This window comes from Williamsia maris, from assembly GCF_024171815.1.
Taxonomy (GTDB): domain Bacteria; phylum Actinomycetota; class Actinomycetes; order Mycobacteriales; family Mycobacteriaceae; genus Williamsia_A; species Williamsia_A maris.
Genome location: NZ_JAMTCJ010000001.1, coordinates 870,473 through 887,554, shown reverse-complemented (window position 1 = coordinate 887,554; position 17,082 = coordinate 870,473). Strand labels below are relative to the sequence as shown.

Genomic DNA, 17,082 nt, shown 5'->3' with positions numbered 1-17,082 from the left:
CTGCTACCCAGATGTGCCCGGAGCGGCAGCGAGCTGGTGCGTGTCGACGAAAACCAGTGCACCGTCGTCGGTCAGAACAGCCCATCGCCGCGCAGGGTCGGAGATGTGCTTCGAGTTGGCTTCGACGCCGTGGGCATCGAACTCGCCGAAGTCGTCGACGATCCGTCCCGACGTCTCGCGGTCGCTGCCGGGGTGCACGATGACGGTGGCGTCGACAGTCGGGTTCCACATGCGCCCACAGTGGACCGCCGGTCCTGAGAAGACGCTGAGAGCATCGATCGCATCCGAGGAACCAGGTTCAGTGCGGTGCAGCTTCGTCGCGTGCGGGCTCACGAGCTCGCCTCTGCAGGAGTACGACGGCGGCGACAGCGAGCGCAGTGAGTTGGATCGCGGCGGTGACGATGACGAGGGCCGGTACGGACACGTCGTAGAGAAACCCCGTGAGAGCCCCGCCGATCGCGGTGGCGCCCCCGAGAACCGCCGCATATATGCCGTAGGCGGTGGCCCTGCGTCGCGGTGGGATGAGATCCGCCACCACCGCGCGCAGAGTGGACTCCTGGATGCCTACCGATGCTCCCCACACCATCGCTCCGACGAGCACGACCGCCGGTGTCGTCGTGAACGCCAGAAACGGGATCAGAGCGGCGAGAATCGGGAGCGCGGCGAGCGTCACGGAGCCGAACCGGTCGTACGCCCATCCGGAGACCAGTGCCGACACGGCGTCCGCGCCCATCGCGGCCGCGTAGATGACGGGCACCCATGCCGCGGAGATCACGCCTCGATGCACCATGTGGAACGAGAGGACGCCGAACGTCGCGAAGCCGGTCATGGTCACTCCGGTGAACACCGCGTAGGTCCAGAATGCCCGGGGCAGTGAAACAGTCGCCGCCGCCCTGGTCGTCACCGTGACGGACGGTAGGAGGACGGGTTCTGTCTCGTAGTCGGCCGGTGTGGGTGCACGACGGCGTAACCACAGCAGAAGTGAGAGTGCGAGGACCCCGGGTATCGCGAGCACGCCGAGGGCGGGACCGTAGTCGTTGCCCGTGCCCGCGAGAATCGCCGCGACCACCAGCGGCCCGGTCACGGCTCCGATCTGGTCGAGAGCCTCGTGGACGGCGAATCCCCGGCCCCGTCCGGTGACCGATGTCGCGTGGGAGAGCAGCGTGTCCTTGGCCGGGCTGCGGACGGCCTTGCCGACACGTTCGGCGATCACGAGTGCGGCAGCGACCCACAGCGCTCCGGCGAGACCGAGGAGTGGGACCGAGACGATCGTCAGGGTGTATCCGCTGATGCTCCATGCCCAGAACCGTTGTGTGCGATCGGTCAACGGCCCCGACAGCAGGCGCAGTCCCAACGCGGCTGCCTCACCGACACCGGTGACGATCCCGACGACGAGACCGCCGGCGCCGAGGGATGCGAGCAGTGGTCCGGTGATGGACCGCGCGCCCTCGTACACCACGTCGGCGAGCAGACTGACGATCCCGAACGTGGTGATGAACCGCCAGGCGGACAGTCTGTGATCGGTGTCCGTGCGAGATGTCACGTGGGTGTGGAAGCCGAACGCTGCCTGGCGGCCAGGTAGCCCACGAGGGCGATGATCGCGGCGAGCCACACCGCGGTCACCGGGCCGGTGCCGAACCCCAGCCCGCTCCGGTGCTTCGCGTCGGCCAGCCAATCGGCGGCGGACGCGCCGAGGGGGCGGGTCAGGATGTAGGCGATCCAGAAAGCGATGACCGGGTCGGCCCCGCGCCGCCATGCCACCAGTGGGATGAGGATCGCGACACCGAACACCAATGTGCTGGCGAGGTAGCCGAGATGCAGCGAGCTCGCGGTGAGGTCACCGAGCGCGGTGCCCAGGGCGAAGGTGGCCATGACCGTGGCCCAGTAGTACCGCTCCGGTGTGCGCGTCGTGATGGTGTGGACGTCCAACGACCCCGTGTCGCGCTTCCACAGCAAGAGAATGCCCCCGACCGCGACCAGGAACACCACGCTGGTCACCGCGTACGGGACACCCACGAGGTGCACGACATCGGCGACGACGGTTCCGAGCACGCTGACCATCGCGACGCACGTCCAGTACACGCCGGGGACGTACCGACGCACCCGGAACTGGACGACGAACACAGCGGCGAAGACGAGGACGATCCCGGCCCCGTTCACCAGTTCGTTTCCGTGGGTGCCGAGGAAGTCCGACAGGGTTTCGCCCATCCCGGTGGTGAGGATCTTGATGGTCCAGAAGATCGCAGTGACCTCGGGTACCCGCATCAGCGGTGAGTGCGTCGACCGTTCGGCATGGACGCGTGCGGTGTGTGGCGTCGGCAAGGCGCAACCCTCCTGGTTGTCGAAGTGAGAGTTCAGTGTGGCGAGAGGATGCTGAGCAGGCGCTGAGGCCAGATGAACGTGGTGTGACTCAGCGAGCCGTTGCCGACGGCATACACCGCCGCCACGTTCATCGATCTCGCGATCGCGGTCCGAACCGCTTCGTGGTCCTCGTGGTGCACCGGACAGTCGATCACGATGGGACCGACGTCACGTCCGAGTGGCGGCTGCCTTGTTCGAGCCGGTCCACCTCGGTTCCGGTCAGATAACCGACGAGCGCGATGATCACCGCGAAGAACACGAGGTTCACCACCGCTGTCCCCAATGCGAGTCCGCCGGAATCGGTGGGCTGGGTCAGCAGATCCCCCAACGAGGCGCCGAGTGGGCGGGTGATGATGTAGGCCGCCCAGAAAGCGACGACCGCGTCCAGACGTAATCGATAGTGGCTGAACGTGATCACACCGATCAGCGCGGCAAACAGCACCAGTGACCAGGAGTAACCGAGATCGAGTTTCTCCGCGATGAGGTCTCCCGCAGCGGTCCCGAGCGCGAAGGTGAGCAGGATCGCCAACCAGTAGAACGCCTCACGGCGCGGTGTACGGATAGAGTGGATCGACAACGTCCTCTCGACGAGATACCACGTGACGAAAACCACTGCGAGCGCGACAGCGAACACCGTTGCGGTGACCGCGAGTGGGACACCGAGGTTGTCGGTGAGGTTGTCGGTGATCAGGGTTCCCGTCACGCTGATGACCACGACGATCCACCAGTAGAGAATTGGGAGGTAGCGTCGGACGGCGAATTGTGCAGCAAGGCTGATCGCGAGCAGTGACACGGTGACGATGGTCGTGTTGGTCAGTCCGAAACCCAGTGTCATGTTGAGGTAGTCGGCTGCGGTCTCTCCGACGGTGGTGGCCAGAATCTTTATCAGCCAGAAGAAGATGGTGACCTCAGGCACTTTGCTCAGCGCCTGCCCACGCGTGCTCGGTGTGTTCGACCGGATCTGTCTGCCGTGCATGAGGTTCAGCCCTTCGTAGATGCGGTTGGGTTGGTCGCGAGCAGGCGGTGGCCGCGGACGGACGTGTGAGGTTCCAGCAAACGGACGCCGAGAGCGACGAGCAGCGGTGCCGCGATGACAGCGGCGGTGGCCAGCACGGTCGCCGCGGCGACGTCGGAGAACCAGTGCGCACCGAGATACAGACGGGTGAATGCGACCACCGACGCCGCGACCACCGCCATGGCCACAGCCCACCACCGTGTGCGCGAACGTGCGGTGGTCGTCGCGATGACGGCGAGGCCGATCAGCAGTGCGGCCGCACCGGTCACGTGGCCGGACGGAAACGACATCGCGAGCTCCGGTGAGGCGACCTGGTCGAACTTTGGTGGGCGGAGCCGGTCAACGGCGAGTTTGATGAGCTCGCAGACGGCGCCGGCGAGTGCCACCGTTCCAAGGAGCGTGATCGCGCGGATCAAGGTGCGATCCAGCACGACCAGGATCGCGGCCGCGAGAACGGTCCACATGCCTGTCCACAACGGGGCGAACAGATCGGTCACGGTGGTTGCCACCGATGTGACACCGGTCGAGCGATGATCGAGCATCCAGTTCAGGACGTGGTGGTCTACCGACCCGAGGGGATTGAACCGCAGTGCGATTGCCACGCCGAGCAGAACCACCGCTGCGACGAGCGCGAACGCGACCTCGATTCGGATGGGAAGAGATTTCATCAGACCACTGTGATGGTCCGATCCTGTGGTGACGCTGAGTCGCTGCGACCTCAGCCCACGGCAGTCCCCACGAGCGTCCCGATCAAATAGGTCACGGCCATGGCGATGACGCCCCCGACTGTCACGCGCAGTACCGCGCGGCCGCGGCCCGCATCACCGATGGTGGCGCTGAGAAAACCGGTCAGGGCCAGCGCGACGGCGACGACGAGGAAGGTGATCGGTATCCGAAGATGAGGTGGCAGAAGCATGATCGCCAGAAATGGGAGCGCGGCGCCCGTGGTGAACGAGATCGCGGACGAGATCGCGGCCTGCCAGGGATTCGTCAGCTCTTCGGGGTCGATACCGAGTTCGGCGTCGACATGTGCTGCGAAAGCGTCGTTCTCGGTCAGCTCGGTCGCGACCTGCCAGGCGGTCTCCGGGGTCAACCCTTTTGCCTCATAGATCGCAGCGAGCTCCTCGAGCTCCTCCTCGGGTTGTTCGCGGAGTTCGGCGCTCTCCTTGGCGAGAAGCGCTTTCTCGGTGTCGCGTTGGGTGCTGACCGAGACGTACTCACCGAGTGCCATCGAGACGGCGCCTGCGGTCAGACCGGCTATCCCCGCGGTGAAGATGTGACCGCGATCCGCGGATGCGGCTGCGACCCCAATCACTATTCCCGCCGTCGAGACGATGCCGTCGTTCGCTCCGAGCACACCGGCGCGCAACCAATTCAGTTTGTTGCCGGGCGCCGAGGCGTGCGGTTCGGCGGAGTGCTGAGTGGGCGGGCTCGCTGACATGCGTTCCATGTAAGCCGATCGCGCTCTCGGCGTCCAGGCAGTGCAGCCAAACCTCAACCGGGCGAGTTGGGTTCGCTGTCTGTAGTGCGGATCACATGTGCGCGTGGGAAAGTGGCCGAAGGCAGGACAGGCTGTTCTAACCCGACCAGACCGATCGGGCGCCGGCGTCGCCGATGCGATAGACCCATATCGCCGCGCCCACGGCCACGATCACCAGCACAACCCCCAGGGTCGACGCGATCGCCACCTGCGCTCGGCCGTGGGTCAACGCGGGCACCCGGTCGTTGAACCACGCGCTCTCGCGGAACCACTCGCTGGTGAAGGCCCACCACAGGAAGGCGAACACGAACAGGGGAGCGGCCCAGTAGATCATCTGGTCACCCAACTCGGTGTGGCGATCCAGAACCGCGCTCGGTGGTGTCTTCTTCTCCAGTGACTCCCCTGCGCTCGTGGCGATCGGTGTGAACGCCAGGGCCACCGCGGCGACGATGGGTGTGATGATGCCGAGCTTGCGGCGCGCGGCCGGCCACACCACCCCGAGGACGGCGAACAGGGCGGACAACGGGATCAGCACCACCACGAAGTGCACGACGAGTGGGTGCAGGGGCAAGCCGTTGAAACTGTCCATGGGTCGTGACGGTAGGCGTCGGTTGTTGAGAGGGTGCTGAGAATCGTGAATCGGCCCAGCGGGGGATACTGACACGGTGCGGGTACTGGTGATCGAGGACGACCGCAACGGCGCGGAGACGGTGCGACGAACACTGGTCGCGGAGGGCTGGGTCGTCGATGTCGAGGACAACGGCGAGGACGGTCTCTTCGCGGCGAGCACCGACACCTACGACGTATTGGTCGTCGACATCATGATGCCCCGGCTGAACGGATACGAGGTGGTCCGGGAGCTGAGGAAGAGGCAGGTGTGGACACCCGTCCTCATGTTGACCGCCAAAGACGGCGACTACGACCAGGTGGATGCCTTCGATTTCGGTGCCGACGACTACCTGATCAAGCCGTTCTCGGTCGCGGTCCTCGTCGCCCGACTGCGAGCGCTGGTGCGCCGCGGCGCACCGCAGCGGCCGGTGACGCTGACCGCGGGAGACCTGTCCGTCGATCCCGGTGGTCACCGGGTCTGGCGCGGCGACACCGAGATCGACCTGACCCCCAGGGAATTCTCGATGCTCGAGTTCTTGATGCGGAACAAGGGAACGGTGATCAGCAAGGCTGACATCCTCCGGTCGGTATGGGACAGCAATTATCACGGCGACGAGAACGTGGTCGAGGTGTACGCCGGGTATCTGAGGCGCCGCATCGACAACCCGTTCGGACGTACCGCCCTTCAGACCGTTCGAGGTGTGGGTTATCGACTCGCCGCCGACGGTGGCTCGTCCGTCTGATCCGCGCCCGGGAGTGGGAGGACGACCGTCACGGCCGCGCCTCCGCCGACCGCGTCGGCCACGTGTACGTCGCCGTCGTGTGCGTGCACGATCTCGGCGACGATCGCGAGCCCCAGGCCCGAACCGCCGCTTGATCGTTGACGATCGGTGTCGAGTCGCACGAACCGGTGGAACACCCGCTGTCGATCCGGCTCGGGGATGCCGGGCCCGTCGTCGCTGATGGTCACCGATGCGGTGCCGGCGTCGGTATCCCTGGACATCGAGATCTCGACACGACCGCGGGCGTGGCGCTCGGCGTTGTCGGCGAGGTTGCGTACGGCGCGGGTCAGCTTGTCGCGATCGCCCCGCACCCGTACCGCCTCGACGTGCGCATTTACCCGCACCCGTCCGAGCCGCTCGAGACGACGCGCCTCGGCGTCGACGATGTCGTCGAGGTCGACGTCCTCCACGGTCAGTGGGACGCCGTGCTCGTCGGCCCTCGCCAGCAGGAGCAGATCGGCGACCATGGTCTGCAGGCGATGCGCCTCCGGTAGGACCACCGTGTCGATCGTGTCGATGTCGAGGGGTCGACCGCTGGTATGCGCCAGATCGAGCATGCCGACGATCGTCATCAACGGGCTGCGTAGTTCGTGGGAGGCGTCGCCCACGAAATGCAGCTGACGTTCCCGGGCGGACTGCAGCCGGTCCAGCATCTGGTTCATCGTCGATGCGAGCGTGGCGATCTCGTCGCCCGTGTCGGGTTCCGACACCCGTCGGCTCAGGTCGGAGCTCGACATCGATGCAACCTGGGAACGGATCTGCTCCACCGGTCGGAGGGTGCGCCCGACCACGTAGTGGACCGCAGCGCCCAGCATGAGAAGGATGATCGGGAACACCACACAGAAGAGCACCGCGACGGTCAGCACCACGTCGTCGATGGGTCCTTCGGCGGCACCGACGATCACGGTGAACGGTCCCATCGGGGTCGTCACCCCGAGAACGCTGCCGCGGTACTCGTCATCGCCCGCCCGCATGCGCGCGTCGTCCACGGTGCGTCGCGCGCCCGGGGCGACACTGCCTGACAGCGGACTCCGGCGGGCGTTGGGTGTGCCGGCCAGCACCGTTCCGTCCGGGCTGACGATCTGGATGGCGTCGACGTCGTTGGACGGGGTCAGCAATCCGGCGTCGATGGTGGCCGGGGCTTGGCTCTGCAAGGCCTGGGCGATCTGACCCGCTCGAGCGGACGTGGCCCCGTCGGCGGCGTTCAGCAGCGACTCGTGCAGAACGAGCAGCATGATCGCGGCGGCAAGGGCAAGAGCGATCGCGAGCAGCAGGGTGGCGATGACCGTCAGGCGGATTCGTACCCCGGCCATACGTCTGCGCAGCCGGGTCGTACGGCTGCTCACGGTTCCGGGATCGCCCATCTCACGAGAGTAGATCCGACGACCTGTGGAAACGCCCAGGCGCCGAAGAGCCCCGAATTCACATCCACCCACCGTCGACGGCCAGCGTCGACCCGGTGACGTACGAGGAGTCCGGCGAGACGAGGAACGCCACCGCAGCGGCGATCTCGGACGGTTCGGCGAGTCGGCCCACGGAACCGAGCAGGGACATCTGCGTTTCCGTGGGTAGGTCCTGCAACTGAGGGCGGGTGTAGCGGGCGGCGTTCTCTGCTGCCATGTCGGTCCGGGTGCCACCGGGTGCGATCGCGTTGACGGTGATCGCCCGGCGGGCCAGTTCCGGCGCGAGATTGAGCGCCATGGCCGACACCGCGGCCTTGCTGGCGGCGTAAAGGGTGTGATGGGTGACGGCGATGCGGGCACTGACCGACGAGGTCAACACGATGCGCCCACCCTCGCCCATGACCGCGGCGGCGGCCTGCGCGGCGAACAGTTGTCCGCTGACATTGATGCCGAAGACGCGGTCGACATCGGCGCGGGTGATGGTCTCGAGCGCGCCGAAGTGTTCGACACCGGCGTTGCTCACCAGGATGTCGAGACCGCCGAGCGCGTCGACTGTGCGGGACACCAGGTCGGCCGCGGCCCCGTCCTTCGCGAGGTCACCCTGCAGTGCCACGGATGCATTTCCGCCGCTGCTGATCTCGTGGGCCAATGCGGTGGCCGACTCTTCGCCACTGCGGTAGTTGATGGCGACATCCGCGCCGTCCGCGGCGAGCCGACGAACGATGGCGGCGCCGATCCCGCGGCCACCGCCGGTCACCAGAGCGCGTTTTCCGGTCAACGGTGCCATGTGTCGTCCTTCGTCTCGGCGGTTGTCACGACCGGTCAGCCGGCTGCGTCTGCGGGGTCACCGAAGCGGACGTCGTGCTGCCACTCGGACTCGGGGGTGCGATGAACCTGTTCGTATCGTTCGGCGATGTCGTCCGGATCGTAGGCGGTACCGGATTCGACCGGTCCGCACACGGTGATCGTCGCGCACCGCACACCGTGGTCTCGGTGTCCGCGGTCGAGGAGCTCGGCGAGGGCGCGGAGCCCGGCCTTGCCGAGCGAGAGACTCGCCAACTCCGGCAATGGATCTGGCATACCGGCAGTGAACAGACAGCGCCCGCCGCCCGCGGACGACATCCGGGGGAACAGGGTCGCCGCGGTGGTGACCGCGCCGCCGACGTTGACGGCATAGGTGTCGAGAAGTGTTCGAGCGTCCAGATCATCGATCGTGTCGGTACGGATGACCCCGGCGTTGTAGACCACCAACTCGGGAACACCCAGCCGGTCGCTGAGCTCGTCGAGTGCCGCGCGCAACGACGACTCGTCGGCGACGTCGGCGGTCACGCCGGCGGCCCCATCGGGCAGCTCGGAAAGGACGGCGTCGATCGTGGAGCGCGTCCGCGCCAACACGCCGACGGTGTGCCCGGCCGCCGCGAAGCGCGTGGCGACCGCCCGGCCGATTCCGGGGCCGGCACCGATCACGAACACTGCGCCACTCGGCATCGTCACTCCTGTTTCGTCGCACGGATCTCGTGACCACGGTACGTGTCGGAGTCGCGGTCGACGGGCCGCGGCCGACCAGCGAGAGGGTCTGACAAATGTGTGAACATCACCCGCCGGTCCCGACAACCGGGGCGCCGCAGACGGGTGTGGCGTACCGTCGATCGCAGTAGCCGAGAACGCCGCTGCTTCGTCGATTCCGACGTCACCTCTGCGTGATTCGAGCGTATGCGCTTGTCACGCAGGACAGTTGGCCGTCGGCTTCGCGTGCTCTCGCCGCATCGACGTCAATCCGTGGTCGCCTGGGTCGAGAAGACGCGGCTGCGACCAGCACCGATCAGAGATGGAGACAGACATGGCAGGACTGGTGGCGGTCGCCTTGGTGTGCAGCCTGAAGGCGAGCCCGGCGAAGTCGAGTAGCGAGACCATCGCGAAGCACGTGGCGACAGAGTTCGAGAAGCACGACGTGGTCACCCAGATCCTGCGAATGGCCGACTTCGACATCAAGCCCGGTGTCGAGGTCGACATGGGCGACGGCGACGAATGGCCGCAGATCCGAGAACAGGTCGCGGTCGCCGACATCCTGATCATCGCCACACCCACGTGGATGGGCCACATGTCGAGCATCGCCCAGCGGGTGTTGGAACGTCTGGACGCGGAGCTGTCGTTCACCGACTCGGGTGGGCGTCCGGGCATGGTGGGCAAGGTCGGAACGGTCGCCGTCGTCGGCAACGAGGACGGTGCCCACAAGATCGTCGCGGATGTGTTCCAGGCGCTCAACGACGTCGGTTGTTCCATTCCTGCGCAGGGATCGACCTACTGGAACGACGAGGCGATGGGCTCGCGTGACTACATCGATCTCCCCGAGGTGCCCGAAGCGGTCGCGTCGACCACCGCCGCTCTGGCGCGCAACGCGGCGCACCTCGCCCGACAACTCGGTGCCCAGACGTACCCGCCCTACGAGTGAGACTCAGAGTTCGGTGATCACCCGGTCGAGCCACTCACCCAACAGCCCTCGCTCGGAGGCGCTGAGCATCCCGAGAGAGGGCGTGATCGCACGGAATGCCACGGCGGCCGCTGTCCGGTCGTCCTCGTCGCGGGTCGGGGCATCGGTCAGGATCTGGTGGAGGACGGCGTCGAAAAGGTCTCCCGGCAGGTCGGCATCCCGGTCCTGGGGTGGTGTCGCGAGAAGGACCTGGATGGCCCCCACGCCCGCCGCCTGAACGAGTCCGAGGGCGCGGGCCTCGCTCACCTGCAGACGACCTGTCTCGGCGACCCTGCGTATCCGAGTCCGAAAGACCTCCATCCCAGCCTCGGTGGCGCGTGAATTCGACATCCGCTGCGGGTCGGTCATCAGACGGAACAGTTCCGGGTTGGCGACGCCGAACTCGACTTGTGTTCTCCATCCGTCCTGGAGGTCGACCAGTGGATCGACACCATCCGACTCCGCGGCGGCGGTGATCCTTCTCTTCGTCGAGACATGTTCGGCCAGGACATGTTCGGCGACCGCCTCGAGGAGGCCGTCCTTGTCGCCGAACAGGCGGTAGATGGTCGGCGGTTGTACGTCGGCGTCCTGGGCGACCCTGCGGGTGGTCACCGCGGAGGCGCCGTGGTCACGCAACAGTGCGGCGGAGACCGCGACGATCCGCGTCCGGATGTCGTCTCGTGTGCTGGTCGAGTCGGTCACGTTCCAACGATAACGGTTTTCTGCTACCGTCGTGTTTCCACCGATAACAATATAACGGTTTCAACGATATCGAGGTCTGACCATGATCGTCATCACCGGAGCGACCGGCGCACTCAACGGCGCGACCGTCGACCACCTGCTCGAACGCCTGCCCGCGAATGAGATCTCGGTGGCGGTCAGGGATGTCTCGAAAGCCGGTCGCTTCGCCGAACTCGGGGTCGCCGTGCGACGGGGTGACTACGCCGATCCTGCCTCGCTTCCGAGCGCCTTCGACGGGGCCGACCAGCTGCTGCTCGTGTCCTCCAACGATCCCCATGCGGACGCGGTCGCGCTGCACCGCAACGCCATCGACGCGGCCGTGACCGCAGGTGTGGGCCGCATTCTGTACACGAGCCACCAGGGCGCGGCCGACGACACGCCGTTCGGCCCGGGCCGCGACCATGCGGCGACCGAACGCCTGTTGGCCGAGTCCGGGCTGCCGTGGACCTCGCTGCGCAACGGCTTCTACGCTCACAGCCTCACCTGGATGGCCGGGCCGTGGCGCGAGACCGGCGTGATCACGGTCCCGGCTGACGGTCCGGTGTCGTGGACGTCGCGAGCGGACGCGGCCGAAGCCGCGGCGGCGATCATCGCCACAGATGGTTCCCACGACGGACCGATCACGTTGACCGCCGGTGCTGCACCGACATTCGAGGACGTCGCGACGACCGCCTCTGAGGTGGCCGGACGAACGATCCGACGGGTCCTGATGGACGTCGACGAGTGGATCACCGCACAGGTGGCCGCTGGGCGGCCGGAGTCGGCCGCGCGGTTCATGCTCGGGATGTACCGCGCGGCGGCAGACGGATACTTCGCCGGCATCGATCCTGTGCTCGGAGAACTCCTGGGTCGTGAACCCCGATCCGTCGGCGACGAACTCGAGTCGCCGGAGGCGCACTGATCACGCGTCGACCGCTCCCTAGGTCAACGCTGACGCCAGGCGACGCCACTGCTCGCGCGGGAACGCCTGGGGATCGGCATCGAGGACCTGCACGCACACGTGATTTGCGCCGGCGTCCCGGTGCTCGTGCACCCGCCGCACGATGGCGTCCTCGTCACCCCACGCGATGATCGCGTCGAAGAGCTTGTCGCTCACCGACGTCAGGTCGTCCTCGGTGAAACCGGACCGCAACAGGTTGTTCGCGTAGTTGGGCAACTGCAGATAGGCGCGCAACCATTCGGTGCCGATGCGGCGTGCTTCGTCGGCATCGGTGGTCAGGATCGCGGTCTGCTCCGGCAGCAGTTGCGGTTCGGAGCCGAGCGCCTCACGGGCGCCGGCGGTGAACTCCGGTGTCACCAGATAGGGATGCGATCCGTTCGCGCGGGATGCCGACAGCGCCAACATCTTCGGTCCCAACGCGGCCAGCACCCGGGCGTCGGTGGGTACCGGGTGCTCGGTCGCGTCGATGGCGTCGAGGAACGCCCTGGTGGAGGCGAGTGGCTTCGTGTATCGCCCTGGGTCGCCGGCGTCGACCAGCGGCGCGTGACTCACGCCGATCCCCATCAGGAAGCGATCGCCGTGGTCGCCGACGAGTGAGTGATATGCGTCGGCCACGTCGGCGGGCTCGTGCATCCAGAGGTTGAGGATGCCGGTGGCGACGACCAGGTGGTCGGTGGCGCCCATGAGGTTGCCGACCGAATCGAACACCGGCCCACCGACATCGGGGATCCACAGCGCGCTGTAACCGAGGGCTTCCAGTTCGGCTGCGGACTCGGCCGCTTCAGCTGGATCTCCGTACCGCAGTTGAGAACTCCAGATGCCAACACCGTCGAGCTCAGGCAATTCGATCCCCTGTCAGAAGTAGTGTGCGCGCCCGCCCACCTTGCGGCCGGTCCGGCCCAGGACGACGAGGACGAGTCCGACTATGACGAGAATGATACCGATCGTCCACAGGATGGAGATCTTGGCGATGAAGCCGATGATGAGCAGGATGACGCCGAGTGTGATCACGTGTACCTCCGAGAGAACTACGGATGGTCGAGCCGCTGCTGGACTGTGATTCTGACCCTAACCCGCCAATTGCCTGGCAGGTCCGGAAGTGCGACATCAACCCAAGCTCGTAATCCGCTAACGATCGTCGAGTTCCAGGTTCGGTGGCGTGATCGTCTGGGCGACAACGGCTTGTCGGCGGGTATCGACCTTGTCCCGGTACATGTGTTGATCCGCAACGGCCAGCAGATCGCGGTGATCGCCGCCCCCGGACCAGCTCGAACCCACCGACGCGGCGATGGTGATCGTCGCCGACAGCGACGCCAGATCGTAGGTGCCGCCGACTGCGCGCTTGAGCTCGACGCGGTGGTTCTCCATCTCCTCCTGCGACGCCGCGGAGAAGATGATGACCACGAATTCGTCGCCACCGATCCGGCAGGCGATGTCGAGATCCCCGATGGTGCGGGTGATCCGGCCGGCGACGGCCACGAGCAGCTCGTCGCCCACGACGTGTCCGTAGGTGTCGTTGACGGTCTTGAACCCGTCCAGGTCGAGGAACAGCAGACCGATCCCGGCGCCGCGTGGGTGGGCGAGTGCTCCGATCTGAGCCATCAGGGAGTGGCGGTTCCCCAGGCCGGTCAGCGCGTCGGTGACGGCCTGTCGGGCCAGTGCGGCCTCCGCGTTCTTGCGTCGGGTGATGTCCTGGATCTGGGCGATGATGATGTCGTCGGAGTGGCCGCCGCTCGCGCGCACGATGACGGCGTTGCGTTGCACCCACACCGTCTGACCGTCCTTGCGGATGTAGCGCTTCTCTGACTCGATCTGTGTGCGCTCTCCGTCGAGCAGTTGCGCGACGTGCAGGTCGGCAGCGGCGACGTCATCGGGATGGGTGATGTCGCGGAACGACAGTTGTCGCAGTTCGTCCGCGCTGTACCCGGTCAGCTCGCACATTGCCTGGTTCACCTGCAGCCAGCGGCCGGACGCATCGATCACTGCCTGCCCGATCGCCGCGTTGAGCATCGAGGTCTCGAACAATGTCACCGCGTCGTCGCGCGCCCGCTCCGCCGCGATACGCGGCGAGACATCGACGACGTGGACGACGAAGCCGGCCACCACCCCGTCGACGACGTCGGGAATGTAGGTCGCCTGGGTGTGGCGGATCTGCCCGGCGGCGTCGGTGAGGGTTCGATCGAACTGTTGGTGTTCGCCACGCAGAGCGCCGTCGATGTACTCGCGGTTCGAGGAGAAGAGAGCCGGGCCGAGCACGTCACGGACGTGCATGCCTCGCACCTCGTCGGGCCGGAGGCCGAAGTAGTCGGCGTAGGCGTGGTTGGCCATTACGTTGCGCAGGCCGGCGTCCCAGTACCCGATCAACGCCGGAACGGTGTCGAGCACCCGTCGCAGAACACCGTTGTCGTCGGCTCGGGATGCACTCATCGACTCGCCCCCCGATCCGCCCGTGTCCGTTGACGTCGATGGTGCCATGCGTGGCGGACCGTCGTGCGGGAAGATGCGCCGTTCAGCCCTGGTCCGGGCCCTCGGGGTCGCTCGCGCGGGTCGCGGCCAATTCTGTCCGCGAGCGGATACCCATCTTCGCGTAGACGCGGGTCAGATGGAATTGCACCGTCTTGACCGAGAGATACAGCTCCGCGGCGACCTCGCGGTTGGAGAGACCGGTGGCGACGAGTCCCGCGACGGCGTCCTCCTGCGGGGTGAGGTCGTCGTGTGCACGGTTCTTCAGATCGGCGCGGACACCGCCGGCCTTGAGTTCACGATCGCAGCGACGGACGTAGGTGGTGGCGCCGATCGCCAGGTACCCCTCACGGGCGGCGCTGATGATCACATCGGCTTCGCGACGTTTCCCCGCCCGCCGCAGGGTCTGGCCGTACGCGAAGTTCACCCGGGCGCGGTCGTAGAGCAGAGGGAGTGGTTCCAGAGCTGCCAGCGCGGTGTCGAACGAGGCCCGTGCCCCGTCGACGTCACCGTGGGCCCCGAGTAGACGGCCGCGGGCGCACGCCAACCGCGCGCCCGCCGAACGATTGCCCCGCGCGGCCGCCCGCTCCTCGTGCACCACCAGGAACGACTCCGCCTCCGACAGGCGCCCCTCCTGGACGAGTGCGTTCGCGTACACATCCGGCCACGGCCAGAAGCCGGGCTCGGCGACATCGGTGACCGCCCACGCCTCGGTCAGTGGGGTGAGGGCGCGCAGGACGCCGGCGTAGTCGGCGTGGGCCTCGGCCACCGCTGCCTGCGCGAGTGCCGCAGGGACTCGCATGATCTCGTAGTCGCGTGCGCCGGCCGCGCCGCGTCGGCTGCTCGTATCGGCGGCATCCCAATCACCCCGTAACGCATGGATCTGGGTGGCGGTCCACTGCAGCAGCGGACGGATGAGTGATGCGCCGGACCGTTCGACGAGATCGACGCCCGCGTCGACCAGACGGAGCGCAGCGTCCCAGTCGCCGGTCACGAAGTGGGCCCGCGCCAGCCAGGCGTGCGCCCACAACGAGATCCGCGTGGATCCGCCGAGGAAGTCGGTCGGGGCCGCGGCCTCGAGTTCCGCACGCGCCAGCTCGATGTTGTCGGTGGCCAGGTGCAGCCATCCGGCGCCCATCTGGACCCGCTGACCGACGGCCCCGATGCCGGCCTGTCCCCACAGCTCCCGGTAGCTGGCGAGCGCCTCTGCGGTCCGTCCGGTACTGCCGAGTCCGAGCCCGCGGATCGCCTGTGCCTCCACCGCCGTCGGGTCCTCGGCACCGACGAGGTCCACGGCACGATCGGCCCACTGGACGAGGAGGTCGCCGTTGCAGCGGGCGAGATTGTGCAGCACCTCGCGATGGCAGATCATCGCCGCCACATCGGGTTCGTGACGTGTACGCACCATCTCCCACGCTCTCCGCAGGCGCGCGTCGGCTTCCTGGGGTCGGCCGCGGAGTATGGCCAGGTACCCGAGCACGGAGTCCCGCAACGGTGTCTCCGGCAGACTCTCCAGCTCGGCGACGTATCCGGAAGCCGTGGGGACGTCGCCCGCCGCGATCAACGCGTCGACGGCGCGTGTCAGGCGTTCCTCCCGACGTCTCGGGTCGGGCGTGGACCTGCCGGCGAGTCGATAGAGCGTTGCGGCCGTGCCCCATTCACCGCTGGCGCCACGCGCCAGAGCGAGATCGTGCAGTCGATCCGACACCACCGCATCGGGCAGGGCGCCCGACGCGGCCACGTGGATCAGGGCGTCGGCCGGATCGGTGACCGTGTCCGCGGCTCGGCTGTGCCACTGCGCCACCGCCTGCCGCGACATCGTCGCGACGACGGCCGCGCGCACCATCGGATCCGGGGTGTCGACCATGGTTGCGGTCGATCCACCCCGTACGACCACCAGACCGGACCGCTCGGCGTCGTCGAGCGTGGACCACGGATCGGCGATCTCGGCCATGGCGCACACGATGGGAAGGGGGTGCGCACCGGCGAGGACAGCGACCGCCTGGATCATCCGGCGGGTGTCGGCGGTGACCTCCGCGAGCTCCTCCCGGACCGCCGCGGCGACGTGGCCGGGTGCGGGCAGTTCGGGATGCACGGTCTTCCACGCCTCGGGCGGCAGCTCGTCGAGCAGCGCCGCGGCGGGTCGGGGTCGACCGCCGGAGTGGCGTGTCAGATGGGTTGCCGCGGCTGGGGACAACACGATCCCGCGCGCCGCTGCGATGGCGACGATGTCCTTCTCACCGAGTCGCGGCACGCTCACCGCGATGTCGGCGACCCGGTCGAGCACCTCGTGGACCGCGGTTGTCCCGGCGGGGAACGGGCGACGTGTGCAGATCACCGCCAACCGACGATCGCGATGGTGACGCACGGCGGATGCGATCGCACGCAGTGACTCCACATCGCCGTGGTGGGCGTCGTCGACCACGATCACGGTGGTCTCGTCACCGTCGGACGCCGCATCCGCGACAGCTCGTGCGACGGTCTGGGGTTCGTCGCCGGCGGCCACGTCGATGTCGGGCCACAGCTGGTGGAGCAGTCCGTACGACACCGAGGACTCCCACCGAACTGCCCCGACCCGCAGCACCTTCACGAGCGGGTCCTGCGCTCGGAGGTCGTCGGCCACTCGGTTCAGTTCGAACGTGCGGCCGATGCCCGCCGGACCGTCGACTGTCACCAGAACGGCACCCGACGCGGGCACACCGGCGACCGCGCGGACGATCTCCTCGCGGATCGCGCGGCGGTCGGAGAGATCGGGAACCGGGCTCACATCGCGACCCTAATCGTCGGCGGCACCCGGCCGTCGCGAAGTGCGTGCAGG

General features: G+C 67.3%; 18 protein-coding genes. 3 read left to right on the top strand and 15 right to left on the bottom strand.

The window, feature by feature from the left end; translation table 11 throughout:
- Positions 1 to 3: 3 nt before the first annotated feature.
- From LX13_RS04170 to LX13_RS04140, 7 genes are all read right to left on the bottom strand, one after another.
- On the bottom strand, positions 4 to 231 hold the full coding sequence (locus LX13_RS04170) for a hypothetical protein (RefSeq protein ID WP_253660025.1): 228 nt from the start codon (positions 229 to 231) through the stop codon (positions 4 to 6).
- Between the two features lie 67 nt (positions 232 to 298).
- Positions 299 to 1,543, bottom strand: a complete 1,245-nt coding sequence (locus LX13_RS04165; RefSeq protein WP_253660024.1) for an MFS transporter — start codon at positions 1,541 to 1,543, stop codon at positions 299 to 301.
- Positions 1,540 to 2,322 (bottom strand): COG4705 family protein, encoded by a 783-nt coding sequence (locus tag LX13_RS04160; protein ID WP_253660023.1) that lies wholly within the window; start codon positions 2,320 to 2,322, stop codon positions 1,540 to 1,542. The genes LX13_RS04165 and LX13_RS04160 overlap by 4 nt, the downstream gene beginning before the upstream one ends.
- 190 nt (positions 2,323 to 2,512) lie before the next feature.
- Positions 2,513 to 3,277 (bottom strand): COG4705 family protein, encoded by a 765-nt coding sequence (locus LX13_RS04155; RefSeq protein ID WP_308214707.1) that lies wholly within the window; start codon positions 3,275 to 3,277, stop codon positions 2,513 to 2,515.
- A gap of 65 nt (positions 3,278 to 3,342) precedes the next feature.
- Positions 3,343 to 4,044, bottom strand: a complete 702-nt coding sequence (locus LX13_RS04150) for a phosphatase PAP2 family protein (protein ID WP_253660021.1) — start codon at positions 4,042 to 4,044, stop codon at positions 3,343 to 3,345.
- Positions 4,045 to 4,094: 50 nt separating this feature from the next.
- Entirely contained in the window at positions 4,095 to 4,817 is a 723-nt protein-coding gene (locus tag LX13_RS04145; protein WP_253660020.1) for a VIT1/CCC1 transporter family protein, read from the bottom strand.
- 136 nt (positions 4,818 to 4,953) lie between these two features.
- Complete coding sequence (locus LX13_RS04140) at positions 4,954 to 5,445, bottom strand: DUF2231 domain-containing protein (RefSeq protein WP_253660019.1); 492 nt, start codon at positions 5,443 to 5,445, stop codon at positions 4,954 to 4,956.
- 76 nt (positions 5,446 to 5,521) lie between these two features.
- Here LX13_RS04140 and LX13_RS04135 point away from each other — a divergent pair, with 76 nt between their 5' ends.
- Entirely contained in the window at positions 5,522 to 6,208 is a 687-nt protein-coding gene (locus tag LX13_RS04135) for a response regulator transcription factor (RefSeq protein WP_253660018.1), read from the top strand.
- Here LX13_RS04135 and LX13_RS04130 read toward each other — a convergent pair.
- Genes LX13_RS04130 through LX13_RS04120 form a run of 3 tightly spaced genes read right to left on the bottom strand, consistent with a single transcriptional unit; the run spans position 6,172 to position 9,138 of the window.
- Complete coding sequence (locus LX13_RS04130) at positions 6,172 to 7,611, bottom strand: sensor histidine kinase (protein ID WP_253660017.1); 1,440 nt, start codon at positions 7,609 to 7,611, stop codon at positions 6,172 to 6,174. The genes LX13_RS04135 and LX13_RS04130 overlap by 37 nt on opposite strands.
- A gap of 58 nt (positions 7,612 to 7,669) precedes the next feature.
- A complete protein-coding gene (locus LX13_RS04125) occupies positions 7,670 to 8,437 on the bottom strand; it encodes an SDR family NAD(P)-dependent oxidoreductase (protein WP_253660016.1) in 768 nt (255 codons plus the stop codon).
- 35 nt (positions 8,438 to 8,472) lie between these two features.
- On the bottom strand, positions 8,473 to 9,138 hold the full coding sequence (locus tag LX13_RS04120; protein WP_253660015.1) for an SDR family oxidoreductase: 666 nt from the start codon (positions 9,136 to 9,138) through the stop codon (positions 8,473 to 8,475).
- Between the two features lie 352 nt (positions 9,139 to 9,490).
- Here LX13_RS04120 and LX13_RS04115 point away from each other — a divergent pair, with 352 nt between their 5' ends.
- Entirely contained in the window at positions 9,491 to 10,102 is a 612-nt protein-coding gene (locus LX13_RS04115) for a flavodoxin family protein (protein WP_253660014.1), read from the top strand.
- A 3-nt stretch (positions 10,103 to 10,105) separates the two neighbouring features.
- Here the strand turns inward: LX13_RS04115 and LX13_RS04110 are convergent, their stop codons facing one another.
- A complete protein-coding gene (locus tag LX13_RS04110) occupies positions 10,106 to 10,822 on the bottom strand; it encodes a TetR/AcrR family transcriptional regulator (RefSeq protein WP_253660013.1) in 717 nt (238 codons plus the stop codon).
- 82 nt (positions 10,823 to 10,904) lie between these two features.
- On the opposite strand from LX13_RS04110, the gene LX13_RS04105 reads away from it, so the two are divergent.
- Positions 10,905 to 11,762 (top strand): SDR family oxidoreductase, encoded by an 858-nt coding sequence (locus LX13_RS04105; RefSeq protein WP_253660012.1) that lies wholly within the window; start codon positions 10,905 to 10,907, stop codon positions 11,760 to 11,762.
- Between the two features lie 18 nt (positions 11,763 to 11,780).
- Here LX13_RS04105 and LX13_RS04100 read toward each other — a convergent pair whose 3' ends face one another.
- The 4 genes from LX13_RS04100 to LX13_RS23400 form a co-directional block, all read right to left on the bottom strand.
- A complete protein-coding gene (locus LX13_RS04100) occupies positions 11,781 to 12,644 on the bottom strand; it encodes an LLM class F420-dependent oxidoreductase (protein WP_253660011.1) in 864 nt (287 codons plus the stop codon).
- A gap of 12 nt (positions 12,645 to 12,656) precedes the next feature.
- Entirely contained in the window at positions 12,657 to 12,812 is a 156-nt protein-coding gene (locus LX13_RS04095) for a DUF6131 family protein (protein ID WP_253660010.1), read from the bottom strand.
- A 117-nt stretch (positions 12,813 to 12,929) separates the two neighbouring features.
- The gene (locus tag LX13_RS04090; RefSeq protein ID WP_253660009.1) at positions 12,930 to 14,228 is read right to left on the bottom strand and encodes a PAS domain S-box protein; all 1,299 of its coding nucleotides are present in this window, start codon (positions 14,226 to 14,228) and stop codon (positions 12,930 to 12,932) included.
- A gap of 82 nt (positions 14,229 to 14,310) precedes the next feature.
- Positions 14,311 to 17,031 (bottom strand): helix-turn-helix transcriptional regulator, encoded by a 2,721-nt coding sequence (locus LX13_RS23400; RefSeq protein WP_253660008.1) that lies wholly within the window; start codon positions 17,029 to 17,031, stop codon positions 14,311 to 14,313.
- Between the last annotated feature and the right edge of the window lie 51 nt (positions 17,032 to 17,082).

Bases quoted from the DNA above. Each gene is read 5' to 3' on its own strand.
- LX13_RS04170 (WP_253660025.1), bottom strand. From the start codon at position 231: ATGTGGAACCCGACTGTCGACGCCACCGTCATCGTGCACCCCGGCAGC.
- LX13_RS04150 (WP_253660021.1), bottom strand. From the start codon at position 4,044: ATGAAATCTCTTCCCATCCGAATCGAGGTCGCGTTCGCGCTCGTCGCA.
- LX13_RS04145 (WP_253660020.1), bottom strand. From the start codon at position 4,817: ATGTCAGCGAGCCCGCCCACTCAGCACTCCGCCGAACCGCACGCCTCG.
- LX13_RS04140 (WP_253660019.1), bottom strand. From the start codon at position 5,445: ATGGACAGTTTCAACGGCTTGCCCCTGCACCCACTCGTCGTGCACTTC.
- LX13_RS04130 (WP_253660017.1), bottom strand. From the start codon at position 7,611: ATGGGCGATCCCGGAACCGTGAGCAGCCGTACGACCCGGCTGCGCAGA.
- LX13_RS04125 (WP_253660016.1), bottom strand. From the start codon at position 8,437: ATGGCACCGTTGACCGGAAAACGCGCTCTGGTGACCGGCGGTGGCCGC.
- LX13_RS04120 (WP_253660015.1), bottom strand. From the start codon at position 9,138: ATGCCGAGTGGCGCAGTGTTCGTGATCGGTGCCGGCCCCGGAATCGGC.
- LX13_RS04115 (WP_253660014.1), top strand. From the start codon at position 9,491: ATGGCAGGACTGGTGGCGGTCGCCTTGGTGTGCAGCCTGAAGGCGAGC.
- LX13_RS04105 (WP_253660012.1), top strand. From the start codon at position 10,905: ATGATCGTCATCACCGGAGCGACCGGCGCACTCAACGGCGCGACCGTC.
- LX13_RS04090 (WP_253660009.1), bottom strand. From the start codon at position 14,228: ATGAGTGCATCCCGAGCCGACGACAACGGTGTTCTGCGACGGGTGCTC.